General features: G+C 37.4%; 24 protein-coding genes, 3 pseudogenes and 1 riboswitch. Of the genes and pseudogenes, 9 read left to right on the top strand and 18 right to left on the bottom strand.

Annotated elements, in window-relative coordinates; all coding sequences use genetic code 11:
* Nucleotides 1–3 precede the first annotated feature (3 nt).
* The 13 genes from purK to RWU19_RS00070 form a co-directional block, all read right to left on the bottom strand.
* Complete coding sequence (gene purK, locus RWU19_RS00130) at nucleotides 4–1,128, bottom strand: 5-(carboxyamino)imidazole ribonucleotide synthase (protein WP_002309493.1); 1,125 nt, start codon at nucleotides 1,126–1,128, stop codon at nucleotides 4–6.
* On the bottom strand, nucleotides 1,121–1,609 hold the full coding sequence (gene purE / locus RWU19_RS00125; RefSeq protein WP_002315162.1) for a 5-(carboxyamino)imidazole ribonucleotide mutase: 489 nt from the start codon (nucleotides 1,607–1,609) through the stop codon (nucleotides 1,121–1,123). Before purE ends, purK begins: the two co-directional genes overlap by 8 nt.
* A 232-nt stretch (nucleotides 1,610–1,841) precedes the next feature.
* A complete protein-coding gene (locus tag RWU19_RS00120; protein WP_002292241.1) occupies nucleotides 1,842–3,149 on the bottom strand; it encodes a nucleobase:cation symporter-2 family protein in 1,308 nt (435 codons plus the stop codon).
* Between the two features lie 2 nt (nucleotides 3,150–3,151).
* On the bottom strand, nucleotides 3,152–3,733 hold the full coding sequence (locus RWU19_RS00115; RefSeq protein WP_002292242.1) for a xanthine phosphoribosyltransferase: 582 nt from the start codon (nucleotides 3,731–3,733) through the stop codon (nucleotides 3,152–3,154).
* Between the two features lie 114 nt (nucleotides 3,734–3,847).
* Nucleotides 3,848–3,945, bottom strand: a riboswitch (purine riboswitch).
* A 352-nt stretch (nucleotides 3,946–4,297) separates the two neighbouring features.
* Complete coding sequence (locus RWU19_RS00110) at nucleotides 4,298–5,590, bottom strand: Gfo/Idh/MocA family protein (protein WP_123838103.1); 1,293 nt, start codon at nucleotides 5,588–5,590, stop codon at nucleotides 4,298–4,300.
* The gene (locus RWU19_RS00105; protein WP_104866741.1) at nucleotides 5,587–6,210 is read right to left on the bottom strand and encodes a hypothetical protein; all 624 of its coding nucleotides are present in this window, start codon (nucleotides 6,208–6,210) and stop codon (nucleotides 5,587–5,589) included. Before RWU19_RS00105 ends, RWU19_RS00110 begins: the two co-directional genes overlap by 4 nt.
* Before the next feature lie 2 nt (nucleotides 6,211–6,212).
* The gene (locus tag RWU19_RS00100; protein ID WP_002292245.1) at nucleotides 6,213–7,049 is read right to left on the bottom strand and encodes a carbohydrate ABC transporter permease; all 837 of its coding nucleotides are present in this window, start codon (nucleotides 7,047–7,049) and stop codon (nucleotides 6,213–6,215) included.
* A gap of 15 nt (nucleotides 7,050–7,064) precedes the next feature.
* Nucleotides 7,065–7,952, bottom strand: coding sequence for a sugar ABC transporter permease (locus RWU19_RS00095; RefSeq protein ID WP_316002785.1), 888 nt, complete (start codon nucleotides 7,950–7,952; stop codon nucleotides 7,065–7,067).
* A 15-nt stretch (nucleotides 7,953–7,967) separates the two neighbouring features.
* Nucleotides 7,968–9,251 (bottom strand): ABC transporter substrate-binding protein, encoded by a 1,284-nt coding sequence (locus RWU19_RS00090; RefSeq protein WP_123838105.1) that lies wholly within the window; start codon nucleotides 9,249–9,251, stop codon nucleotides 7,968–7,970.
* 940 nt (nucleotides 9,252–10,191) lie between these two features.
* Nucleotides 10,192–10,881: a hypothetical protein gene (locus RWU19_RS00085; protein ID WP_002293277.1), complete on the bottom strand. Its 690-nt coding sequence runs from the start codon at nucleotides 10,879–10,881 to the stop codon at nucleotides 10,192–10,194.
* A gap of 17 nt (nucleotides 10,882–10,898) precedes the next feature.
* The gene (locus RWU19_RS00080) at nucleotides 10,899–11,516 is read right to left on the bottom strand and encodes a glycoside hydrolase family 73 protein (RefSeq protein ID WP_002315168.1); all 618 of its coding nucleotides are present in this window, start codon (nucleotides 11,514–11,516) and stop codon (nucleotides 10,899–10,901) included.
* Nucleotides 11,517–11,525: 9 nt separating this feature from the next.
* A complete protein-coding gene (locus RWU19_RS00075; protein WP_002329114.1) occupies nucleotides 11,526–12,350 on the bottom strand; it encodes a D-alanyl-D-alanine carboxypeptidase family protein in 825 nt (274 codons plus the stop codon).
* Nucleotides 12,343–12,903 (bottom strand): hypothetical protein, encoded by a 561-nt coding sequence (locus tag RWU19_RS00070; RefSeq protein ID WP_002293272.1) that lies wholly within the window; start codon nucleotides 12,901–12,903, stop codon nucleotides 12,343–12,345. Before RWU19_RS00070 ends, RWU19_RS00075 begins: the two co-directional genes overlap by 8 nt.
* A 173-nt stretch (nucleotides 12,904–13,076) precedes the next feature.
* On the opposite strand from RWU19_RS00070, the gene RWU19_RS00065 reads away from it, so the two are divergent.
* Entirely contained in the window at nucleotides 13,077–14,033 is a 957-nt protein-coding gene (locus RWU19_RS00065) for a Gfo/Idh/MocA family protein (protein WP_002293271.1), read from the top strand.
* Between the two features lie 430 nt (nucleotides 14,034–14,463).
* Here the strand turns inward: RWU19_RS00065 and RWU19_RS00060 are convergent, their stop codons facing one another.
* Nucleotides 14,464–15,420 (bottom strand): aromatic acid exporter family protein, encoded by a 957-nt coding sequence (locus RWU19_RS00060; protein ID WP_002315171.1) that lies wholly within the window; start codon nucleotides 15,418–15,420, stop codon nucleotides 14,464–14,466.
* A gap of 104 nt (nucleotides 15,421–15,524) precedes the next feature.
* Between RWU19_RS00060 and RWU19_RS00055 the strand changes: the two genes are divergently transcribed.
* Nucleotides 15,525–16,127 carry an FUSC family protein gene (locus RWU19_RS00055; RefSeq protein ID WP_010732731.1) on the top strand — a complete coding sequence of 201 codons (603 nt, stop codon included), beginning with the start codon at nucleotides 15,525–15,527 and terminating at the stop codon, nucleotides 16,125–16,127.
* A gap of 86 nt (nucleotides 16,128–16,213) precedes the next feature.
* Here the strand turns inward: RWU19_RS00055 and RWU19_RS00050 are convergent, their stop codons facing one another.
* Entirely contained in the window at nucleotides 16,214–17,713 is a 1,500-nt protein-coding gene (locus RWU19_RS00050; RefSeq protein ID WP_002292923.1) for a flotillin family protein, read from the bottom strand.
* 15 nt (nucleotides 17,714–17,728) lie between these two features.
* Nucleotides 17,729–18,253, bottom strand: coding sequence for an NfeD family protein (locus RWU19_RS00045; RefSeq protein WP_002292922.1), 525 nt, complete (start codon nucleotides 18,251–18,253; stop codon nucleotides 17,729–17,731).
* A gap of 298 nt (nucleotides 18,254–18,551) precedes the next feature.
* Here RWU19_RS00045 and RWU19_RS00040 point away from each other — a divergent pair, with 298 nt between their 5' ends.
* From RWU19_RS00040 to RWU19_RS00015, 7 genes and pseudogenes are all read left to right on the top strand, one after another.
* Nucleotides 18,552–19,301 carry a histidine kinase gene (locus tag RWU19_RS00040; RefSeq protein WP_042958814.1) on the top strand — a complete coding sequence of 250 codons (750 nt, stop codon included), beginning with the start codon at nucleotides 18,552–18,554 and terminating at the stop codon, nucleotides 19,299–19,301.
* Nucleotides 19,292–20,071 carry a sensor histidine kinase gene (locus tag RWU19_RS00035; RefSeq protein WP_047937444.1) on the top strand — a complete coding sequence of 260 codons (780 nt, stop codon included), beginning with the start codon at nucleotides 19,292–19,294 and terminating at the stop codon, nucleotides 20,069–20,071. Before RWU19_RS00040 ends, RWU19_RS00035 begins: the two co-directional genes overlap by 10 nt.
* Nucleotides 20,046–20,761 (top strand): annotated as a pseudogene (locus tag RWU19_RS00030) (response regulator). Before RWU19_RS00035 ends, RWU19_RS00030 begins: the two are co-directional and overlap by 26 nt.
* Nucleotides 20,762–21,351: 590 nt before the next feature.
* Nucleotides 21,352–22,203, top strand: a complete 852-nt coding sequence (locus tag RWU19_RS00025) for an Rgg/GadR/MutR family transcriptional regulator (protein ID WP_123838107.1) — start codon at nucleotides 21,352–21,354, stop codon at nucleotides 22,201–22,203.
* A gap of 474 nt (nucleotides 22,204–22,677) precedes the next feature.
* Nucleotides 22,678–23,442, top strand: coding sequence for a hypothetical protein (locus RWU19_RS00020; protein WP_123838108.1), 765 nt, complete (start codon nucleotides 22,678–22,680; stop codon nucleotides 23,440–23,442).
* 34 nt (nucleotides 23,443–23,476) lie between these two features.
* Nucleotides 23,477–23,881 carry a thioredoxin family protein gene (locus RWU19_RS13955; RefSeq protein WP_123838109.1) on the top strand — a complete coding sequence of 135 codons (405 nt, stop codon included), beginning with the start codon at nucleotides 23,477–23,479 and terminating at the stop codon, nucleotides 23,879–23,881.
* A gap of 32 nt (nucleotides 23,882–23,913) precedes the next feature.
* Nucleotides 23,914–24,087 carry a hypothetical protein gene (locus tag RWU19_RS00015; protein WP_185022592.1) on the top strand — a complete coding sequence of 58 codons (174 nt, stop codon included), beginning with the start codon at nucleotides 23,914–23,916 and terminating at the stop codon, nucleotides 24,085–24,087.
* A 145-nt stretch (nucleotides 24,088–24,232) separates the two neighbouring features.
* On the opposite strand, the pseudogene RWU19_RS00010 reads toward RWU19_RS00015, so the two are convergent.
* Nucleotides 24,233–24,584 (bottom strand): annotated as a pseudogene (locus RWU19_RS00010) (hypothetical protein).
* Nucleotides 24,577–25,131: pseudogene (locus tag RWU19_RS00005) on the bottom strand (type VI secretion protein ImpB); the annotation flags it as partial. The pseudogenes RWU19_RS00005 and RWU19_RS00010, both read right to left, overlap by 8 nt.
* Nucleotides 25,132–25,434: the final 303 nt, after the last annotated feature.

The following is a 25,434-nucleotide window of genomic DNA, read 5'->3' as shown; positions in this document are numbered from 1 at the left end:
CCTCTAATCCCAAATATTCGTTTGTTTGATTTCTTCCAGCGTTTGCTGGATGTCTTCTGTCAAGATAGTGATATGTCCCATCTTGCGACCTTTTTTCGCTTGTTTTTTTCCATAGAAATGGAATTGCCAGTCTGGCTTATTCTCAATCAAGCGATAGCTTTCCAACAGTTGTTCTCCCAAAACATTGACCATCACTGCATTGCTTGTCAGACGCACTTTTTCTCCTAATGGCCAGCCGCAAATACCTCGAATATGGGCATCGAACTGACTCATAGAACAAGCTTCGATAGAATAATGCCCAGAATTGTGAGGACGAGGGGCTAATTCATTCACATATAGCCCGCCTGTTTTTGTTAAAAACATTTCTACCCCTAGAGCACCTGAAAGGCTTACTGCTTCTGCAATCACACGGGCAATACGCTCAGCCTCCTCAATCACATCCTGATCAATCGCGGCTGGAGCAATCGTTTCGTGCAGAATGTTGTTTCGATGGATGTTTTCCACGACCGGAAAAGTTGTGAAATCTCCTTGTCCATTTCCTGCCACCATGATCGAAATCTCTTTTTCAAATGGGATCCAAGCTTCTAAAACACAGGTTCCTTCTCTTAAAAGATCCATTGCAGGGGCCAAGTCTGCACGACTTTTCAAAACATACTGCCCTTTGCCATCATAACCGCCTCGAGTGGTTTTCAAAACGCAAGGATAACCGATCCCGTCAATCGCATCTTGGATATCTGTCGGACTGACGATCGTTGCATAAGGAGCAATCACGATGTTGTTCGTTTCCAAAAAAGATTTTTCCAATAGGCGGTCTTGCGTAATCGCAAGCAAGTCTGTCCCTTGAGGAATAAATGACATGGGTAAGATCGCATTTAGCGCCTCTACACTGACATTTTCAAATTCATAGGTAATGACATCTGTTCTTCTAGCAAGCTCTTTCAGCGCAAAGGTGTCATCATAGACACTTTCAATGTGCCAATCTGCAACTTGTGCGGCTGGACAATCACTTACAGGATCCAGCACACCTACTTTAAAGCCCATTTCTTTTGCACTAATCGCCATCATACGACCTAATTGACCGCCGCCGACGATCCCGATCGTTGAACCAGGCAACAAAGGTTTAACCAAGTTGATCACTACTTTCTATAACAGTTTTAGCCAACATTGAACGTCTTTCAGCCAATTTAGCCTCCAATTCTAAATCATACATGGAAAGCATCTGTATCGCAAGTAGTCCAGCATTAATTGCTCCAGCTTTTCCGATTGCCGTAGTAGCCACAGGCACGCCTCCAGGCATTTGAACAATCGACAGAAGCGAATCTAAACCATTTAATGTTCGTGATTGGACCGGTACGCCGATAACCGGCAAAGTTGTTTTTGCCGCAACCATCCCCGGTAGATGGGCGGCTCCACCTGCTCCTGCAATAATGATTTTGATTCCTTTTTCTCGAGCGCTTTGTGCATATTCAAACATCAAATCTGGTGTGCGATGAGCAGAAACGACTTTTTTTTCATAAGACACACCGAATTCTTCCAATATTTGACATGCTTCTTTCATTGTTTCCCAATCTGAAGTACTCCCCATGATCACAGAGATTTTTGCTGTCATTGTTTTTCCTCCCAGTTTTTCTACACCCATATTTTAACAATCGTATTTTTTGATGTCAAAGAAATTTCGAATATTAATAAAGAAAATCATTTTATTGTTCGTATTTATCCAATACATAAAAAAAGAATGTGACAAAAGTGATGTCACATCCTTTTTAGTATAAATGGTATTCAATCAGCTGATCCTCGCTATTCACTCAAAACGCTGGTTTCACAACTTTTCTTTTACTTCATTATTTTTTGAAGGCTTCTTCTACTATTTCTTCATCTTTTTTTAAACCATTAAAGATCAGATTCAATATGATCGCCGTAATACTACTCATTACGATGCCATTGCCAGTGAACATTTGCAATGTTTGAGGCATTTGACTGAATAATGTCGGCGTAATATTGAAACCTAGCCCAAATCCAACAGAAACAGCAACAATCAATAGATTTTTATCATTGCTAAAATCAACTTCCAACAGCATACGGATTCCTTGGACTGCCACCATCCCGAACATGACTAACATTCCTCCACCAAGTACCGGCTCAGGAATGATTTGTGCTAACGCACCGATTTTAGGGAATAATCCTAAAACAATCAAGAAGAACGCAGAGAAGTAGATAGGTTTTCTCGTTTTGATACCCGAAAGTTGAACCAATCCGACATTTTGAGAAAAGCCTGTGTAAGGGAATGTATTAAAAATACCGCCTAAAATAACGGCAAGTCCTTCTGCACGATACCCTTTTTTCAATTCTTCTTCTCCAACATTCTTCCCAGTAATGTCACCAAGCGCAAAATATACACCCGTTGATTCTACCATGCTGACCATGGAAATGATGATCATCAGTAAAATCGACCATACATCAAAAGTTGGCTTACCAAAATAAAAGGGTTGTGGGACATGGAACAACGGTGCATCTCCAATCGCACTCAGATCGATCATTCCCATGAAAGCAGCTAAGATGCTTCCACCGACTAAACCAATCAATACCGCGATGGAACGAATGAAGCCTTTTGCCAACATTTGCACACCTACAATGAGGAGAATCGTCACAAATGCAAGTAGTAGATTTGTTTTGTCACCAAAATCAGCCGCTGTTGCATTACCGCCACCCATTTTTTCAATTGCTACTGGAATCAATGTCAAACCAATAACGGTGATAACCGTTCCTGTTACTAAAGGCGGGAATAATTTCTTGATTTTAGAAAAGATACCTGAAACTAACACGACAAAGATACCTGAAGCGATAATAGATCCGTAAATAGCTCCTACTCCTTCATTAGTTCCGATCAAGATCAGCGGCGCTACTGCTTGGATCGCACATCCTAAAACAACAGGCAAGCCAATTCCGAAAAATCGGTTAACGGTCAATTGCAATAATGTTGCTAATCCACACATAAAGATATCAATTGAAATCAAGTAAGTCATCTGTTCTTGATTAAAGCCTAGTCCTGTACCGATCAAAAGAGGCACCGCTACTGCTCCTGCATACATCGCTAATAGATGCTGCAGTCCTAAAACCGCGGCTTTTCCATTTTGTGTTTCTTTTTCCACGATTATGCGTCCTCCTCAAGAAACTCAACTTGTCCATTCGTCAAGGAAGCGATACGTGCAAGAGAAACGACTCTCAATCCCATTTCTTCAAGCAACTGACGTCCATCTTGGAAAGACTTTTCAATGACGATCCCGATTCCTTCTACTTGAGCTCCAGCTTGCTGGCATAATTCAATCAATCCTTTTGCCGCTTGTCCGTTTGCCAAGAAATCGTCAATAATCAATACTTTATCTTCTGAAGATAAGAATTTACGAGAAATAGAAATCGTACTTGTCACTTGTTTCGTAAAAGAATAAACAGAAGCCGTCAATAATTCTTCATCCATCGTCAAGCTTTTTGCTTTTCTGGCGAAGATCATTGGAACACCTAATTCTTTTGCAGCAAATAAAGCTGGTGCGATCCCAGAAGCTTCAATGGTCACAACTTTCGTGATTCCTTGTTCTTTAAATACTTCTGCAAACCGTTGTCCCATTTGTTCCATCAATACAGGGTCTACTTGGTGAGTGACGAAACTGTCGACTTTTAGTACGCCCTCGCCTAATATACGTCCGTCTTTTTGAATACGTTCAACTAATTCTTTCACTTTATTTGCTCCTTTATCATTTATTAATACCAAAAAACCGCTTTTGTGCAAAAACCTACTATGTTTCTGTTAAAGAAAAACACCCTCCACTTTATCATAAGAAAAGAAGGGTGAAATAGCCAATCTTTTACTTATAGTCCAGCATTTACGGTACTGGCTAGAAACTGTCATCCATATTATGACGATATATAAGTAGGTATGTAAAACTAATAATAGTGTAAAATCATTTTCTTGCAACTGTTTTGCACGTGAAGGCAGTTTGACATATTTGAATAAAGAATGTTGTTTCAAATATTGAAAATAGTCTAACACTACTTTCTGAAACTGACAACGTGGTTTACTTATTTTTTTGTAAAATCTAATGATTTTTAATGCATTACTCCTTTTTGTTCGGGTTTAAATAGTTATTTTTATTTTCACTTATCCAAAAATTCTATTCCACACAAAAAGGATTGTGAAAAAAACGTGTCACAACCCTTTCGAATAAATAGTGTTCCAAAGACAACCTACGGCAATAGCGCACAGATTTATAACGTACAGGAAATAATTTTCGTAAATTCCTTCTTATTCCTTGAAGCTGACAAGTTCGTCAATCGCCACTGCTTTTCCTGAAGCAATAGAGTGATTTGCTGCAATTCCTGTCAAGATCGACAGGATACCATCTACGTGAGTTGCTGCTCGATTCCACGGATCTTCTTCCTTTGCTTCGCCAAATAGATCATCCAACAAATGTGGATCTCCTCCGCCATGTCCGCCTGCTTCTTGTTCAACGATTACCTCATAGGGTTCACCGAACATCGGATAGACCTGGATGGACTGAAGAACGGCTGCTCCCTCGTCTGTTTTATCTCCACCAGCGTTGATATAGGACTTTTCGATCACTTTCATTTCGATCCGTCCTTTGCTGCCATTAAAAGAAACATTGAATCCTTCCCACGGCATATACGCATTTAGCGAATACGTCAATATCGTACCAGTCTCGTATTTGACCGTCACTCCTAACGTATCTTCAATAGAGATATCATCGGAAAATACACTGCGATCACGAATGTATCCACTGTCTTCTTCTGCTTCTAAATACATTTCTCGTAATTCCTCATTGGCTGATAGATCTATAGCAAATGGATCATTTTTGGCTAGTTCGCTTCCATAGCATCGACTGTAAAATGTTTCTACTCCGCGTTTTTCCGCATTATGCATTCCATAAAAATTCAATTCACCAAATGCGAATACCTTTTTTGGCTGGCTACTCAACCAAAAGTTCACCAGATCAAAATGATGGGTAGATTTGTGCACGAGAAGTCCGCCACTATTGTGTTTATTTCGATGCCATCTTCTGAAATAATCTGCCCCGTGCTGCGTATTCAGCAACCATTCAAAGTGGATAGAGAAAACATCGCCGATTATGTCTTTTTCCAGCAGTTCCTTTATCTTCGTGTGATATGGCGCATAACGATAATTGAAAGTGACTCGCAGATTCCTTCCCGTTTGTTTTTGGACAGTTATTATTTCTTGCGCTTTTTCCTCATCAATAGTCAGAGGTTTTTCGCAAATAACATCATACCCTTTTCTCATTGCACGGATGATATAATCATGATGCGTTCGATCTACTGACGTAATAATGACTTCATCTGGCCGTACATCATCCAGTAGCTGTTCAAATTGCGATGGCATACATGTCTTTACTTTCTTCTGTCCATACTTATTCACAAGTACTCGATTTGCATAATCCATTCTTGTTTGAGACACATCACAAAAACCGACCAGTTCACAAGTTTGATGATACGTAGAGGCAATTGCCTCATAAAAAAAGCGAGCTCTTCCGCCAAGACCGACTTGTACATATTTTTTCTTCATTTAAACTCATTCTCCTTTTCTTTTAACCAGCATGCCGTGACAAACGGCAGTCCAGGATACAGCAATGCAGCAAGTAAAAAATCATACTGTATACACCAAAACAGCCCATACAAAAGACAGAAATACCACAGAAACCCTTTGACGTTTTTTGACAACAGCCAGATATTCCTTTTGATCAAATAAATAAGACTATCTGCTTTCTCTTCTTTGCAGACATCAATTAGCGTACTAAAAAAACCATGGGATACAAAAAGCAACAGACACAATAGAAAAGGAATCAGATACCAAGCATCAGCCTTTTCTATGAACAAATACCAATCAGCTGCAAAAATAAGAACGAACAGCTGAAACAACGCAACAATGAAACATGACCTTTTGATTTTTTCTTTCCGCCAACCTACCTTCTTTTCCGCCAAATAATGGGCAGATAGATAATAAGCAGGATACATCATCAAAAAATAAATCAGATAGACAACATGAGCAGAAAGCGTTAATCCTAAAGTGAAAAAACATCCTAGGAAAAAAGCGAAAAGACCATGACTGATAAGACTGGTTAAAAAAATCCGACAGAAATAGTAGTTGATCTTGTAAAGAAACATCTCCTCTATTGGCTTTTTCATATTCAGCCTTTCAAGCCGCTTGTACTGATTCCTTGAACGAGATATTTATTGAAGAATAAGAAAATCAGAAAAACCGGCAGCAGAGACAGCGTAGACATCGCAAACATACTGGCGTAAGTCGTGCTAGATCCAGCATCTGCAAATAATTTGATGGCAATCGATACGGTATAAGATCTCGGCTTGTTCAAATAGATCAGCGGTCCCATAAAATCATCCCATTTCCAATAAAACTGGATAATGATCGTGGTGATGATCGAAGGTTTCAGCAAAGGAAAAATAATTTTGGTAAAGACACTATATTTGCTGCATCCGTCAATAATCGCAGATTCATCTAACTCTTTGGGGATACCAACCATGAATTGCATGATCTGGTAAATAAAAAATGCTTGTCCAAAAAAGTGCGGTAAAATCAGCGGCACATACGTACCAACCAAATTCAGCCGATTGTAAATAATAAACTGCGGGATCAAAATCACTTGTGCAGGAATCATCATCGTTACTAACATGACGACGAACCAGAACCTTTTTCCTTTGAAATCGATCCTCGATAATGCGTAAGCAATACAAGTCGAGCTCAGCACTGTCCCGATCGTTGATACCGCAGAGATGACAAACGAATTCTTAAAGAACGTGAAAAATGAGATTCCAGCAAAACCTGCCCATCCTTCTGCGTAATTTTCCCATCGAAAAGTTTCTGGAATCAAATTCAGTGAACCACTCAGAATCTCTTGATCCGTTTTAAAAGAACCTGCGATCATCCACAAGACTGGATAAATCATGACTAGACCTAATAGCAAAATAAACCCGTACTGGAACCATTTCATGACTGTTTTATTCATTTTTTCCTCCCTCGTTCACGCAACGACCCATTTTTTTGATGATTTGAAAATCAGAAAGGTGACAGCACCCATGATCAACAGCATGATCCACGAAATAGCACTAGCATACCCCATAGAATTAAAAGAGAATGCTTGGTTATACACATAAAGAGCATAAAAGTTCGTGGCATCATTCGGACCACCTTGGGTAATGATGAACGCTTGCGTGAAAGTCATAAACGCTGCAATCGTCTGCATGACCAAGTTATACAAAATGATTGGTGAAAGAAGAGGTAGCGTGATCTTGTAAAACGACTGCCATTTATTCGCTCCATCGATCTCTGCCGCTTCATAATACGAGGCTGGGATCTCTTTGATACCTGCAGCAAAGATGATCATTGCCGAACCGAATTGCCAAGCAGACATCAAAACAAGAGGGATCATGACCAATTTTTGATCGCCAAACCAGGAAAGTGCTGGTGCGCCTAGTCGTTCTAGAAAAATATTCACTAACCCATTTTTAGAAAACAATTCTCGCCACACTAGAGCAATAGAAATACTACCGCCAATCAAACTAGGTACATAATACAAAGAACGAAAGAAAGTTGTCCCTTTGATATTTCGCGTTAAAAGATAAGCAATCAATAGACCAAAGATCAGTTTCACAGGCACAGAGGCGAATACATAGAGAAAAGTAACTCGAATGGAGTTCAAAAAACGAGCATCACTTAGCATTTTTATATAATTATCCAAGCCGATCCATGAGACTGGATTCCCCAGACGATAATCGGTAAACGAATAATAAAGAGACAAGATCATCGGTATCACCGTTATCAATAGAAATCCTAGAATAAATGGAGAAGCAAATACGTAACCGACCACGTTATCTTGATTCATGAATCGTTTTAGTTTTTCTTTTTTCATGCTTTCCTCCTGTTACTATTCCAGAACGTTTGAAGCAAACTCATAAAAACTCTCTGCTGCTTCTTCTGCTATCATTTCTTCATAGATGACTTTTTCTACCAAAAGATTGTATTGATCTTGGATCTCTGGATTTAAAGCACTATCAAAAACATTTACTTCACCGTTGTCCATATCGGAGATCATTTCTAAATAGTCGAATGTCGCTTGTAAAGTTGTATCATCTGTCTGAGCGAGTTGTTCTCGAATATTGGACATGATTGGTACACCGCGTTCTCCTTTTAAAATCTCATTGGCTTCTTCACTGTTTTGGAAGAAATCAATAAATTTAGCCGCTTCTTCTTTGTGCGCTGAATTTTTTGCCATACTCAGCATTTGCGAAGAACGTAAAGGAATACCAGATTCTCCATCTGCTTTTCTGCGAGGGGGATTAATCAATCGAATTTCCATGTCTTCAGGAGCGCCTGACAAAATTTCTGTCAACTGGTTACTTGATAGAAAAACCATCGCTGCTTCGCTATCTCTAACTGCCTGAAAAGACAGATCTGTCGTACTTGCAGCTCCTCCACCCGGTTCTGGATGGGCACCTTTGTCTACCAGATTTTTACGCAGCTGGAAAAAATCTGTTAAATAATCCGGATTTTCGAATCCCAAGCTGTTAGATAAATCCTCCTGATTATAAAAATTCAATCCTTTCTCAACTTGCGGTATTTGAATAATACAGCCAGCTATAAAATCTTCGAACCTTGAAATAGCATAGATCCCTAATTCTTCAGTGATTTGATAGCTGATTTGCTCAAATTCTTCCCATGTCCAATTGGAAGCAGGTTCAGGAATACCTAATTGTTCAAATATATTTTTATTGTAAGCAATCGCAAACGAGTTCACCCCGTTGGACAGTCCAACTAATTGCCCGTCGTAAATCGTCGTTGCCAAATAGGATTCATCTGCATTAGAAACATCAATTATCCCTTGCTCCACATATTCATCTAATGGTTCAATCTGATTGATGTATTGAGGAAACTGATTATTTAATTGAAAAATATCCCAGATATCATCTGATGCTGCTAGCGTACCTAATTTTGTGTAATATCCTTCATAATCATAGAATTCATACTCGATCGTCACATGAGGATTTTTTTCTTCGTAAAGCTCGATTACTTTTACCGTTGCATCGTGTCGAACTTGTGAACCCCACCAAGCCATGTTCAACGTGATTTTTTCGTCATCCTCTTGCCCACAAGCTGTCAAGAATAATAACATAACACTTAATGCTAAGATGATTCTCATTTTTTTCTTCATTTTCTACACCTCTACTTCCATTGATATTTTTCAATATACTGTATTTTTATACAGTATATATTTATAAAACCATCTTTTTTTAAGGCGAATAAAAACCAAGGCTTGCCTTTTTGTTCTGCCTAGGATGAACAACTCAATACTTTCAAGGAAAATTAGATAGTGCTGATTCTTTTTCCATCGCTACAAATACTTCTTGCTTCAATGATGGGAGGATAATTGCGCAAAGAAAAAAGGATATCAGACAACCGTCCAATATCCTTGACATAGCTAAATAAGCGTGCCGCTCTGCGTATATTATTCCCTAAAAAATCAGAAAAAATAACTAGTAATTCTGTATGAAATTAGGTACAATATACACGTCGATGCACAAGCATTGACTATGGCAACTTGATTGGTCAGTTCCCGCTGACTTTTCAAGCCCCGGTGATTTAGCTGCTACTAAATTGCCGGGTGCCTTTTTTAGTTTTTATTCGTTTTTCATTCTATAGAAAGCGCTTCAATAAATCAAGACATTTTTTTGACGTAATGCTAATAATAACAACATATTCCGACCATTTATATGTACATTACAGATAAAAAAACAAAAAAATCTTCTTTTATTTCTGAATATCGAACAAATAGGACCAAGTATAAAAGAGGTCGTGAGCCTGCCGTTCAGCCCCGAGTCACAAGGAACAATTTAAAAAAAACAGCTTCCCATGTTTGATGAATATTGTGACTTGTGACCGAGGAATTGGTAGGAGAACACCGTTTATCCGGAAAAAGAGCGTGGGACAAAAGTAAAGAACACTTTTGTCTCACGCTCTAAATACGTATAAACGACGGAAGCAGAAGCAACTCCTTCGGAAATAAGCTGAAATTCACAAAAATTTGAAAAGCAAATTTCGTGAATTCCTTCTTATTTCTTGGAGTTAAACGCTTCTGTCCCAGCCTCTACTTCTTACCTGTTATCCATGTTTCCTTTTTCAGTTTCCCGATATTTTTCCATTTTACGACTAAAAAGCTCTCCGCTACTTGGCGGCGTATACGTGATGGCATTTGCTCCTGCTTGAATGGTCTCAGCAATACTTTCTTCCGTTGGTCCGCCTGTCGCAATAATAGGAAGTTCAGGATACTTTTTACGAAAATGACGTACTGCTTCTGCAGTTTCTTTTCCCGCACTGATATTGATAATCGAAATACCAGCTGCTAGCTTTTCATCAATTTCTGTATATTTCGATGTTACCGTACTGATAACTGGGATATCAACTACTCGACAAACTTCTTTTACTGTCTCTAAAGGCGTAGGACCATTCAAAACGACCCCTAAAGAACCTTGCGCTTCTGCAAACATGCTCATGTAAGAAGAACGAGCACCTTGTGTCAATCCGCCTCCTACACCGGAAAAAACCGGAATATCAGCTGCCTCAATGATACTTTTAGTAATTGCTGGATGTGGTGTAAAAGGATACACAGCAATTACTGCATTCGCATTTGTATTTCGTATGATTGCGATATCCGTAGTAAAGATGATCGAACGAATCAATTTTCCAAATATCTTGATCCCGCTTGCTTCTAAAATGATTTCCGGTACTCTTACGATATCTTTTCTCAATTCCGTCATGATTTCCGGCGTAAATTGTTCTGCCATCAGCCACTTCTCCTTTGCTATCTCCGGTCATACTGATTCAACTGGTACGTCTCGATGACCTGGATGATTTTTTGCGCATAACCGGGGTCTGTCGCATAACCTGCATCTTGCAATGCTTGTGCGGCTTCCTGATAATTGGTGGCCGTAATCACTTTTTCATACAGTGCAGGATTCCAATCTACTCCTTGGACGAACAGTTGTGTATGGTCATCCATGGACTGTTCCCATGAATCATACACTTTGAAGTCTCCTTGGATAGTTATCCATTCTTCGTTAACAAATTCCTTTGTTTCCAGGCTTACTTTCTTCTGATCCCCATAAGCCTTGATCCCGAAAAGATTATTGTATTTGCTAGCCAAGGTACTTTTTCCCCAATTCGATTCTAATATAGCTTGTCCTAAAATGATACTAGGAAGCACTCCATAACCATCTTGTAGTTCTTGGGCATGTGGAACAAGCCGTTCAATAAATTGCTGATGGGATTGCGCTTCATTTTCTTGCTGATTATCAGTAAAAGGAGAAGACAGATTCTTCAAGGAAAAAACAAAGGCTAGGAGTATCACTACTACACCGGCAACCACTGCTGGCCAACGGATATTCTTACGCTTTTGCTTTTTCCACTTTTTTTTCGCCATGATCAATTCCTACTTTTCATTTAATTCATTCAGATATTCTTCTAGCGTCAATTGGTGTTTGGTGATATACTCAGCATTTTCTTTACCGACATAACGTAAGTGCCAAGGTTCATATGTGATTTTAGTTATATCTTCGCGTCCTTTTGGATAACGAACGATAAATCCATACTGCGCAGCATTCTCTGCAATCCATTTAGCTCCAGGCTGATCTCCGTAACTTGCATCCAATACAGTAGAAGGATAACTGTTGTACCAGTTTTGATCAACGACATCGACTGCCAGACCTGTGTGGTGTTCGCTGTATCCTGGCTCCGTAATCGTTTCTTTAGTGATTTTTGTCGCCTCCTCTTCTGATACACCTTGGCGACTCATCACATCTTGGACATTTTGTTCGAAAACTTGTTGTTGGGATGATACAGACCGGTAAGCTGAAACCATAACTAACGGAAACCCAGCTTCTTCGGCAGCTTTAGCAAATGCTTCATATTCCGGAGCAATACGTTTGTCGATCAAATATCCATTACTCAATGATGCCAATTGAGTAGACTCATCGATTTCTTTTTCTAATTTGTGATCTGGACCAACCAAAACTAGCTGCCAATCGTCTGTTTTAACATCTGGCAATTGTTTGGATGTACGATCTTGTGTTTCTTTGTCCTTTGCCTTGCTGCTTGTTGTTTGACTGTTCTTTTCTTTACTAGCAGTTGTTTTGGTGCTTGTTCGTTCGACCGTTTGATTGCCGGCTTGAACATGCGCGTCATCATCGCTAAAAATAACATAGCCCATTGCTGCGATCATAATCACAACTGCTCCAATTCCTAAAAATTTATTCACTTGAAAAATCCTTTCGTTGTTCTTCACGTTCCCCGTTCGTATCATGAACGTAAGTTTCTTCCAGATTTTCATTCACCCAATCAAGAAGTTCGATTTTTTCTCCTTCAATCTGTTTTTGAACATCTGCTGGCAGACGAAAATTCAAAATATCGTCATAGCCCCATTCATCATATTGAATACTTACTTTCAAGTCAAGGTACCTACCAGCCTGCTGATTGTTTTTCAAAGGGATCAGCTCGACTTTTGCTGCTTTGCTGCTTAGCCATTTTTGCGCGATACGTGTTTTAATTTGTTTATACTCTGCAACAGCAATATTTCGTTTCTCGGGAAAAATAATCGTTTGACGCAAAATCTTTTGCGTAAGCATCCATTCATAATCAGTGAAAAGATTTTTTACTTTCTGCATCGCTTCAGAAGGCAAATTTTTCTCGCCATCTTTCCATTTTTGCCATTGTTCTGGGCTGATCAGCAAGTATTCATCTAAAAAGTTTTTTTCAGTTTCAAACTGTTCCAATAATACACTCATAATAAGATCAATATATACTTGATGCACGTTTATCCCCTCCTTTTAACTATTCTACTTAAGTTTTAGTCAAAAAGCACCTGTTAAATCGCTGCTTTCATTTTTTTTAATGTTTCAAGTCCTCTCCCCTTCATTCTTCGTGATTTTTGTTATAATGATAGACAGAAAAGAATCTCAATCCAACTATGAAGGAGCGTTTTCAGATGAAAAAATATCAATGGGGAATCGTTGGTCTAGGTACCATCGCACATGAGTTTGCCGAAAGCTTCAATCAAGAGACAAGTGAACTAACAGCGGTTGCTTCCAGAACTTCAGAAAAAGCGGAAAAATTCGCACACCGTTACAATATTCCAAAAGCTTACGGAAGCTATCAAGAAATGTTAGACGATGCTGAAATCGACATCATATACATTGCTGTACCAAATAAACAGCATATCGACCATATCTTGGCAGCATTGGAAGCAGGCAAACACGTCTTATGCGAAAAAGCCATCACGATGAACAAAAAAGAACTGGCTGACGCTATGCGTTTAGCAGAAGAAAAGAATCTGATTTTAGCAGAAGCCATGACTATCTTCAACATGCCGCTTTATCAGCAATTACGCTCAATAATGGATACAGGAAAACTAGGGGCTTTAAAAATGATCCAAGCACCTTTCGGCAGTTATAAGGAACCAGATCCAGAAAACCGATTCTTCAATCCTGAATTAGCTGGTGGAGCTCTATTGGATATCGGTACGTATGCGGTATCTTTCGCTCGTTTCTTTTTGAGTTCTCAGCCTGAAGTAGTTGCCTCTACAATGGTCCCTTTTGAAACAGGCGTAGACGAGCAATCAGTCACTATTTTGCGTAACAAAGAAAATGAACTTGCTGCTGTCAGCTTGACTTTTCAGGCAAAAATGCCAAAAGTCGGGATCGTTGCCTTTGAAAACGGCTATGTGACGATTGCTGATTATCCTCGTGCGGATCGTGCGGAGATCCTATTTACAGACGGTACGAAGGAATTCATCGAAAGCGGGCGTACTTCTGAAGCCATGAATTACGAAATAAACAATATGGTACACATGATCGAAGGTGACTTGCCAAATCGTTCTCTCTTCTTGACAAAAGATGTCATCGACATCTTGGATCAAATGCAAGTTTTATGGAAAAATATGTAATTTTAAAAGGTCGTGAAAAAGCTGGTCTGCATCAAGTAATAAGAACAGCCAAACAAAAATAGCTCCTCCTATTTTTCGTTTGGCTGGACTTATTGCCGCAGATGCAAGCTTTTGAACACCGTTTAAAGAAGAGGTTGTGAAAAAGCCGCTTAGTTTCGAGTATTAAGAAAAATTTTGTGAAAATGGCTTTCCACATTTTTGCATAAATTTGGCTTAATACCGAGAAACTGGCTTTTTGAACACCGTTTATACCAAGAGGTCGTGAGCCTGCCGTTCAGCTCCGAGTCACAAGGAGCAGTTTCAAAAAAACAGCTTCTCATGTTTGTTGAATATTGTGACTTGTGACCGAGGAGTTGGCAGGAGAACACCGTTTAAAGAAGAGGTTGTAAAATCAGCGTTTTGACCTGAGTATTAGCTGAATTCAAAACCTCTATTTTTTGATTTTTTGTTGGGAGAATTCTGCCTTGATTTCAATAAAACTTTTAAAAGACTGCAAAAACTGAAACAATTCTGCTCGGTCCTCGAATTCAGGGCGGCTAGTCGGCAGAGGCATTTGCCGATACAATACATAAACTTCTTCAATACGTGCTAATATTTGTCTGCCATCATTTGACTCTGAAAATGTTTCTGCCGTATAAATCAATAAACCGTAGATATGTTTTCCATAATAAGCCGGTTGTTGGATCCGCTCTAGATTTTCCAACATGTCTTTAATCACATTGACCTGTGCTCGTCTCATAGAGAAGTAAGTTTCATAGTATAGCGGCTGTCTGAGCCAGTAGTTTTCTTGATGTTCTCTGGCATCTTCTTGGCTTTCGCGAATGAATGTCAGCAAATGTTCGCATTTAATCTGCACATCTCCTTTATTTTCCGATAAAAGAAATTCTGCCATTTGTCTCAAGATATTCCGAAATTCTTTTTCAATCTGTATTTGGTTTTCCTTCAGCTGCTTCGTACGATCTGGCATATAGACATTCGCAAGCAAAGCAAATACTAATCCAATCGCCATTAATCCCGCTTCATTGCCGATCAGCTGCCAAGACATGTTTTCCTCCACTAAATAATGAGTGACCAAAACCGAATTTACGACGATTCCTTCAGTTAATTTGAAGCGAGAGGCAAGCGGGATGAACAGGAATAAAAAAAGACTGAAGCCAAAAATAGTATACCCAACAGCAAAAAAACTGAACAGCGCTGTTGCCGTAGCTAATATAAAGGCTGCGATTCGATTCATCCCTGTACGCAATGTAGAGCGTTTTGTATTTCCCACACTCAATAATGCAATGATTCCTGCAGCTGGCCAATACAATAGCGATAAGCTACCCGCTGTGACCATTGAAAAGAAGACACTGATCACCGTTTTGATTGTTCGCATTCCTATACGCATTTACTCCCCCCTTTTTCTGTTTTAATTATACTTGAATAATGAAAAACTAGCTATCAGACAAAAGTTTAGGTATGATGGTAAAAAGAACAAAAAGGAGAATCTCTATGCAATTTGGCCGTTTTCGACTAGGTATGCGTACGATCAAAAGTGCCTTAGCTGTTTTTTTATGTATCTTGTTTTTTCATTTGACTCAACGAGGAATCCCAATGATTGCTGCATTATCTGCTGTTTTTTCTTTGCGTCAGGACTTGACTACAACCGTTTCTTTTGGAAAATCTAGGATCATTGGCAACACATTAGGTGGTACACTAGCTATCATTTATTTTTTTGTCAAAAGCTATTTTCACAATGATTTTTTGGTAGAATTGATCCTGCTTCCTATTCTAGTAATTATTGTGATTGTCGTGTCAGACGGCATCAACAATAATTCCGGCATCATTTCCGCAATCGCTACGTTATTGCTGATCGCATTGAGTATCCCTCAAGGTGAATCTGCTTTGTACGCGATCCAACGAGTACTAGATACTTTTATAGGAACATTCATTGCAATCGGTATCAATTTCTTTCTTCGTCCGCCTGAAACAGAAAAGAAGGAAGAACTATCAGAAGATTTAGTCGAACTCCAAAAGAAAGAACAATTGCTGCGAACAAGTTTACAAGAGATAGAAGCTAAGATCCAAAAACAAAAGAAAAATAGCGAGGACTGATTTTCTTTTGAAATAACATAAAAAAATGGAGAGAAGAACTTGAAAAGTCTTCCTCCATTTTTTATTGATCGGTGAAGTATACTACTTTATTCTTCCTTCATCGAGTGTTGTTCTGCCTCTTTTGGTGCTTCATACATATTTACTTGGCTAGTAGTCCCACGTGTCGACAAATTCTCTACGATTTCCTTCAAGTCAAGTCCTGTTGTCGCTTTTAATGTTTCTTGAGTAGTAGAAAGCAAGTTTGTGGCATAATTTGTCACTCGGTTCGCTCCACTGGTTTCTCCTGAGCTGCTTCCTGTATCGACAACAGAGATTTTTTCGATATTTCCTAGCGGCTGTGCTGCTTCGCGCATCAATTGCGGTAGCATATCGATAACCATACTCAAGACAGCTGCTTCGCCATATTCCTTGAAGGCATTGGCAATTTTTTGTTTTGCTTCGGCTTCTGCTTTTCCTTTTGCTAATGCTGCTTCTGCTTCTGCCTGTCCAGCTAACCTTGTCTTATTGGCTTCCGCTTCTGCTAGTGCTTCCACACGGAAACGTTCGGCTTCTGCTTCGGTCACTTCTTTGACTTTTTGAGCTTGTGCTTCTTGTTCTTTAGCGTAACGATCGGCATCTGCTTTTTTCTTCACTTCCGAATCGTATTGCTTTTCTCGACGTGTAATTTCTTTTTCTTCTAATTCGATTTGTTTTTGACGTTCTATGATTTTGATTTGCATTTCTTGCTCGATTACTTGTTGTTGTGCTCTGGCACTTTCCAAGTTGTAGGCTTGGTCTGCTTTCGCTTTAGCAACATCTTGTTCTTGTTTGTAGGTTGCTAGTTTCAATTCTTTTTCTTTCAATGATTCTGCGATTTCTGTTTGTCGTTGTAATTCAGCTGCTTGTGATTCTTTTTCTGCTTGAGCTTTTTTGATACGCGTTTCTTTTAAAGCTTCTGCTTCTGCTATATCTGCATCTCTTTTGACTTGGGCGATTCTTGGTTTCCCTAAAGAGTCAAGATAACCATTTTTGTCTCTGACCTCTTTGATAGTGAAAGAAACAATGATCAATCCCATTTTTGCAAGGTCTACAGAAGCGACTTCTTGTACGCTTTGACTGAACTTATCACGATTTTGGTAGATTTCTTCTACAGTCATAGAACCTAGAATCGAACGTAAGTGACCTTCCAATACTTCTCTTGCTTCATTCTCCAATTCTTCTCTAGTCTTACCTAAAAACTGTTCTGCTGCTGTAGCAATCTCTTCTACAGAAGAACCAATTTTAATGATCGAAGTACCGTCACACATCACCGGTACGCCTTGTTCTGTATACACTTCTGGAGTAGAAACGTCCAATTTGCTAGATAATAGACTGATTCGATTCGAACGTTGGAAAACCGGTAAGACGAACGCTCCGCCACCTCGCACGATTTTGATTTTGTTGTCACTTTCATCTTTGTGTACATTTTTGCTTCCTAAATAACTTCCACTGATGATCAACGCTTCATCTGGTTTTGCTGTTTGGTACTTCGCTACAAAGACGATCAGTAGCATCAGCAAAATCAACGCTGCGATTGCGATCGCGATAAAAACAACTGGTATTCCCATTTAACACACGCTCCTTTAAGCTTTTATCATGCTTTCATAAGGCATGACATAACAGATTCTTTCCTTGATCTCAATGATCAATACTTTCGTTCCCCGCTCCGCTATCTGTTCTTGGGGGCTGTAGAAACAAGCAGGACGACTAATGGAACCGGTAACACTTTTTAATTGGATTTCTCCCATGCCCCGTACAGGGATTGGTGTGATCACAACAGCTACTTGCCCTTCCAAAGTCTTTTCAGAAGACGACATCGTTGATTCGGCATGTTTCATCGGCATCAATAGATAGAAATTAAGCAAAAATACCAAAACTGTCGATATGGCTCCACTGGCAATAAATAAAAATAAAGAGGATTGATCCGTTAGACGCTCACCAAGAAAACCAAACAAACTTGTAAAAGTTAGCCAAGGGATAATAAGCATTGGATCAAGTGGGCCATCAAAGTCGAAGACATCTCCAAAAATAATCAAAAGAACTGCCAACCCCGCACAAATCAGCAATGTATACCAATAAATCGTCTCAAGTGCGATTCCCCCTATCATATACACGCCTCCTTCCCTTTCTACGTCTATCATACCAATGTTTGAAAATTCTGTATAGCTTCTTTCACCGATTCAAAGGTATTTATTCATAGAAAGCTTCTATTTATCAATGCCAATTTGTTAATTTTCATTTTTCATGTTAAAATTTTCACAATAAATTCTTTCGAGGTAGCCTATGTTTCCTTTCCTTAAGAAAAAACCATTAAAGCTCCAAAATACGATCATTCTTGTCGTTTGTTTCTCCACATTCGTTTCTTTGATTGTTTCTGCCATATTGATTAGGAATTTTATTCTTTCGATGAACCGATCTAGTGTGTCAGATAGAATCTCTAGCATCGCTAAAATCGTTGCCAGCGATAAACTCATCCAAAAAAAGCTTCAGACTGGTGATCCGACACATGTGATTCAAGGAATCACGAATGAAATCATGGTGGCATCGAATTTAGATTTTATTGTTGTCATGGACCCTGAAGGCATTCGATATTCTCACGCAGACCCAAGTTACATCGGCCTTCCTTTCTCAAGTCATGAAGATGTGAAAAAAGTGATTGGAGGACAAGAATTTTTCTCTGAAAAAGAAGGAATGTTAGGGTTCGGCTTCCGCTATTTCGTCCCTATTTATTATGATCAAGAGATTATTGGTGCAGTTTGTGTTGGCTTGACGAACAACACGATCGACAATCAGGTCAAAGATGGACAAAAAATGATTGTTTTTTCATTGATCATCGGACTTAGCGTAGGCATCATAGGCGCCGTTTTTCTTGCCCAAAAAATGAAAAAAGTACTGCTTGGACTTGAACCACAAGAAATAGCGGAACAGTTAAGTGAAAAAACGATTATCGAAAATGAAGTAGATGAAGGAATATTGGCCATCTCTTCTGATAAAACTATCCTCTTGATCAATACACCTGCAAAAAATATTTTCTATCAAACAAAACGGCTGTCGGATTTCGAAGTAGGAAAAAAATCAGCGATAATCTATATGACGTATTGTTTAAAGAGACAATCGAGCACCAAACGACTGTTCGGACTCAATCCATGTATTTAAATGGGATAGAAACTATTTCTAGCGTTACACCTCTTTTTAGCAATGACCGTTTTTTAGGAGCAGTCGCAACTTTACGAAATCGATCAGAAGTAATGAAATTAATGGAGGAGCTCGGGGGGACGAAACAATATATAAACTCTATGAGAGCTCAAACTCATGAATTTATGAATAAACTTCACGTCATTTCTGGCTTGATTGACTTGAAGAAATATGAAGAAGTCACCCATTTTATCCAACAGCTAAATCAAAATTATAAAAAAGAGATTGGTCAAGTCTCAAATCTGATCAAAGTCCCTGCGATTGCCGGTTTTTTATTAGGAAAAATAAACGAAGCCAAAGAACAATCTGTTGAAATGTTGTTAGAAAGCGATTCTTTTATCCCTAAAATGGAGATGGACGACTCCATCCATTCACTTTTGCAAGTGTTAGGGAACTTACTTGATAATGCTAAAGAAGCCGTACTTCAAATGCCTGAAAGAAACGGACAGGTTCGGCTCCATTTAAACTATGACACAGAAGCGGAAGTATTCATCGTGACCGTCTGCGATGACGGTGTCGGAATATCAGAAGAAATCTCAGAAAAAATATTTACGCTAGGTTTTTCGACGAAAGGAATCAATCGTGGATATGGGTTGAATATCATCCATTCAATTGTCAAACGTCACGGTGGGATCTTAGAATTTTCCAAACAAGCAAATGGCGGTACAATCGTCTATCTAGAATTACCAAAAAAGGAAGATCAAAATGATGACAAATGTCCTAATAATTGAAGATGATCCAATGGTTGCAGAATTGAATCGTACGTTTGTGGAAAGTATACCTAATATGAACGTAATCGAAAGTTTCAGAAATGTAGAAGAAGGAAAAAAATATTTCAGACAAAAAAACGCAGATCTGCTGTTGCTTGATGTATATATGCCTGGCGAAAGTGGTATCCATTTTTTATCTTGGCTGAGACAGCAAGGAAACGATATCCCAGTGATCTTGATAACCGCTGCAGATGATATCGAAACCATAAAAAATGTGATCCGATATGGTGCCTTAGATTATTTGATCAAACCCTTCACTTTGCAACGTTTCCAGTTGGCGATTGAAAAATACCTTGCTTTCTCTCAGACGATCCAAACGGCTGAAAAAGCAGATCAGAAATTGATCGATCAAGTATTCAATCATACTACTCCCATTCACGAAGCATCTTCATTCATTGATTTGCCTAAAGGTCTGTCAAAACTGACTTTAAAAAAAATCAGTGCATCTATCCTAAAAGAAGAGACTATTTTTTCAACAAAAGAACTGGCTCAAAAAAGTGCACTTTCACGTATCTCCGTCAAGAAATATTTAAATTTTTTGGTGGAACAAGATATACTGAATGAAAGAATCAGATATTTGGAGATTGGTCGACCACTAACCTGTTATGAATTGACAAAGAATGGGCGAAAAAACTCACGGATTATTGTTGAGTCATCGAGTTATCTAATACTAAATAAAGGCTGTGAAAAAAGTCTTGTCACAGCCTGAAAGTAGAAAAGTATACCAGTATACTTTTCTACTTTTTTAATTAATTTTAAAAGAAGTGTGTTAACAAATTACTTTTATACTCCTTGATTTTAGGAAGTAATTGCTGAATGCTATGTCTAAAAGATTTATCTTCCTTTTTTCATATATCTTTTTAAGCCTAGAGACAACCAGGCGATCTGCATTTTCTATTCTGGCCATTTTAAAGGAGTATTATTGGCCCAAAAAGCCGGCCGATATAATGTCTGTTTGTTTTTTTACAAAAAAATCTAGGGCCGACAGAAAATTCTATCAGTCCTAGAAATTATAGAGTCAGTATAACTCATTTGTTTAAAAAATATACCCGTGATACGAGGTTATATTACTAATGTTATATACCTTTATTCTACCTCAATTTCCCATGGTGGTAGAACGTCATATGATAAAAACATCTAAATAATCCCCCTTTCAATTGTTTTATTTAGATATAGTATAATTTCTACCAACGTTATATAATAAAACGTGTACAAAAATGCGTCTAAGAAGGTGAAAGAACATGAATCAAGCTAATTTATTTAAAAAACTAAGGATAGAACGAGGATATACACAACAAAAACTATCCGAAGGTGTTAGTTCAAGAACTACTCTTTCTTCATTTGAGAACCGAGGTACAGAGTTGTCTAGTCATACCCTATTTCTATATTTGGACAAGATGAATATTAGACTAGAAGAATTTCAAATAATGTTAAACGATGGAGAGTTTACTAAAAAACGACAGTTGGCTTACCGCTTTTCAAAACAATATTATAAAGATGTCATAGATAATAATTTAATTGCTGAAATTGAAGAAATATACCAAGAAACACAAGATATTTACTATTATGTTCTATGGTTTGAAGCATTGACTATGTTAGATTTCAAAAAAGATAATTTTTCACCTAATAAATATAAAAAAGAAATCTCTATTATTTGTGACTACTTATTTAAAATTGAAAAATGGCAACATTTTGAACTAACAACTTTTATGAATTTAATGTTCGCATTTTCTGATGAAATGATTATTGCATTGTTTAATAGCTCCAAAGATATTATTTTAGCCAATTCCTCTAATCCTTATTACCAGTCCTTGATGACAAACTTCTTTTTAAATGGTACGGTACTTGGTTTTGAAAGACAGAACAAAGATATTATCAACTTATTTTTTAACGGATTAAAAAAAATTGCTGAGTTTCCCCAATGTATTTATGGAAGAATCATGGTTTTGTACTTTGAAAATCTCTTAGAAACTATTGAAGGGCATATTGATGTAAATTTTGATGATTTTTATTCACTTTTAAAGATATTGAAAATGGAAAAAAAGATTATCGAACTAAAAGAATTTCAACTTAAGATTCTACATAAGTACTAGTTTTTTCAGTTATGCCATTTAATTGTGGAAAGATAGAAATATTGTGACTCTATAATAAAAAAACAAAAAGATAATAGTAGCCTGAATATGTGATGGTTTCAAACTGGAAGCTTCTGAAGTTGAAACTGTAATTGCCAAATAAAAAAGTTATAGTTTTAATATTTAGAAAATACATTAACTCTAAACTAGACTTAATATGCCTAGTTTTTTTGCTATATATACCCGTTTAATTAGAATAGATATTTATTATATTACATAATTAGAATACCCGTGACGCATTTTTGTTCATTTAATCCAACACATTTTCTTAGATAGTAAACTTAGTTTAACAAAATAAATGAAAGGAGTTATGAAAATGTAACCTTATACATGGTAAGATAATCTGTTAGTGTAGCATTGTTGTAGCAAAATATAAAAAATATGGAGGAACAATAAAATGACAAAATTTTTGAACTGAAAAAAGTTGTTAAAATAATGCTAGTTACTATTTTACTGGCATTAGCACTACCTGTAGCAAGTAATATTGTAAATGCTGAGGCGGTTAAACCAACAGAAGGAGTAGCAAGTAATGGTTCTAAAAAATTAAATACTTCTTTTGATAAAATGCAAAGTATCGCTAATCGTTCACAAGAAGTTACTGATCCAGCAATTGTTACAGCGACAAGAAATCTAGCAATGAATAAAATCAATAGCAAAAAAATAATTATTAATGGTGAAAATACTACTCTAGCTTGGAACGACTCAAAAGTGTTATCAATTGAGAAAGATGGTATGATATTCAAATCTATTTCTGTTCCAGTAGAAGGAGAAAAATATAGTTATTTTAGTAATTTAACAATAGTATTCGATAAGAATGAAAATGTAGTAACTTATTCTGAATCTTTAATCACAAAGAGCAAAAACAATAAGTTTGTTATTAGTTCTTATATCGAAGGTAATAAAACAAGTACCCAGCAAACAGACCTAGATTATGTAGATAATTCTGCGTTAGAAGAAGGTCTAGTTAGCCTTAAAGAAAATGTAAGAGAAAGTAGAGAAGTAAATGATAGAGGTATTGGAGCAATTGCTGGGTGCATAGCTGCAATTGCTGGTATAAATGCAACAGTTGCTTACTTAATTGCTGGAACTTGTATAGCTGCTTGTCCTGCTGTAGCACCTATTTGTGCTGCTTGTATTGCTGGTGTTTGTACGATAGGTGCTGCAGATATTGCTGGTGTTATAGCTTGTTTTAACTTATAAAAGGGAGTACGTTTATGATAGTGAAAAAAAAAGTATTATTTTTATACTAACACTTACTATTTTAATAAGTAGTATACTATTTTTCTATTGTAATCAAAAAAATTTCGGACCTTTAGTTAACACAAACAATGAACAAATTCAAAAGTTAATTGATAATAAAGGCAGTGGCTATGTATATGTAGGTAGACCTTCATGTGAAGAATGTCAAAAGTTTCTTCCAAATTTAAAATCAGTGTTAAATAGTAGGAAAGAAACAATACTTTATTATGACACTGATAAAGCACGAAAAGAAGATCAAGATAAACTAGTGGAGGAATTAAATAATTTAGATATAAAAGTAGTACCAGCAATTCTTTATGTTGAAAAAGGAAAAGTTAGTAAAAAACAAGAAGGCACAATTAGTAAAAGCCAGATAGAAAAATTTTTATCTAATGGTTGAAATTGAAACTTTATTATATGGAGGCACTAGTTATGAAGAAAAAAGCATTTGGAGTGGGAATAGTCAATTTTTTATCAGCACTATTTATTTTAATCTCTAAATTTAATCACATGCACCCATTATATATTTTTATTATTGGATGGCTTCTTGTAAATACTATTTTTCTCTTTACTATTTCTGATAAAAGGAAATTCGAAAAAGACTAGTTATAGCCCGTCCCAAAGTTAGATTTTTAGCGTAACTTTGGGGCGGACTATATTTTTTTAGTTTCTACATTTTAGTTCGTTATATTACTACGATTCTATAATACTGTACATGTTATATACTTTAACTCATATTGCTGAATTATGTTCATTCTAAGTGACTCCATTTATATTCCTGGTAAAATTCGATATGACGTATTTCGTCGTAGTGAACTTTATTATCACCCACGTAGATACCAAGTTCATCACCGCCTAAGATTTTCCCTACAATGTCATCTGGATAATCCCCCTCAACGTTTCGTTCTTCTTTTTGGATACAGACAGATCTATTTTTTATTAGCGCCGTCTTCAATATTTTTGAAATCTCTTCAGTCGCCATTTGTTCTTTTGCTAAGTTTTGATTTGACTCGCTGCTCATTGTCCGCATCAATTTCTTCCGTGTGATCTGATAAATAGAACCCTGCCCATTTCGACCGTCCTCGATCGTTATAGTCAATCATTTTTAAGCCCCCCTGCGCCGCCTGCATGGCCACCAACCAATGTACTTCTAGTAATACTACGAGCGCCTTCTAACATCGAAGAAGCATGTACAATTGACGTAAAACCATACTTCTACCTAATTTTATCTATTATTTTGTCTAGTTTTTCGTCATCAATCTGTTTTTGTGGATCACTAAACAAATCCAGCTGAAGCGAATCAGTATAAACTAGCTTGCTGTAAGTGATTCCGACGTGGCGGACTTCTTGTCCTTCATAATACTTATCAAATAAGAAAAGACAATAATTCTGCAGTTCCTTCGTATTATCCGTAACAGGTATTTTCATTTGGTGTGAGAACCCTGGTCTCGTTTCTAAGATCGATGTACCAATGTTTAAATGGACACATCCCGTTTTACAATTATGCTGTCTAATGCGTATTGCTACTTGTTCCGCCATTTCTTTTACGACTAGTTCAATCTCATTTTTCCTGGTGTAATCCCTAGGCAAAACTTGTGAATTACCATAGGATTTCTCTTTGGTTGGTGCTGATGGGATCGCTATGTCTGTGTAGAAAAGTATACCAGTATATCGACGTTCATCACGATGAACTCTGTATATAGGATTTAATACAAAATTAGGCTCATTATTTTAACTCTTCCATTACTTCTAAGCGTATCCTACCTAAGTACCCGAATAAAAACTAAAAAACATGTTATTTTATTAATTATTAAAATTTCTATTAAAAATTAATTATCATCTACATAATAAATTTAAATTATAAGTTTCTAATAATAAAAAAATTTAAAAAAACTTTTTTAAGCTTTATTATTTAGGGAAAATAAGGGTTGAATTAAATAAAATCATATATAT

Source organism: Enterococcus sp. 2STP, from assembly GCF_032465635.1.
Lineage (GTDB): Bacteria > Bacillota > Bacilli > Lactobacillales > Enterococcaceae > Enterococcus_B > Enterococcus_B lactis.
The sequence above is the reverse complement of the archived record's forward strand: the minus strand, read 5'-3'. Positions and strand labels throughout refer to the sequence as shown.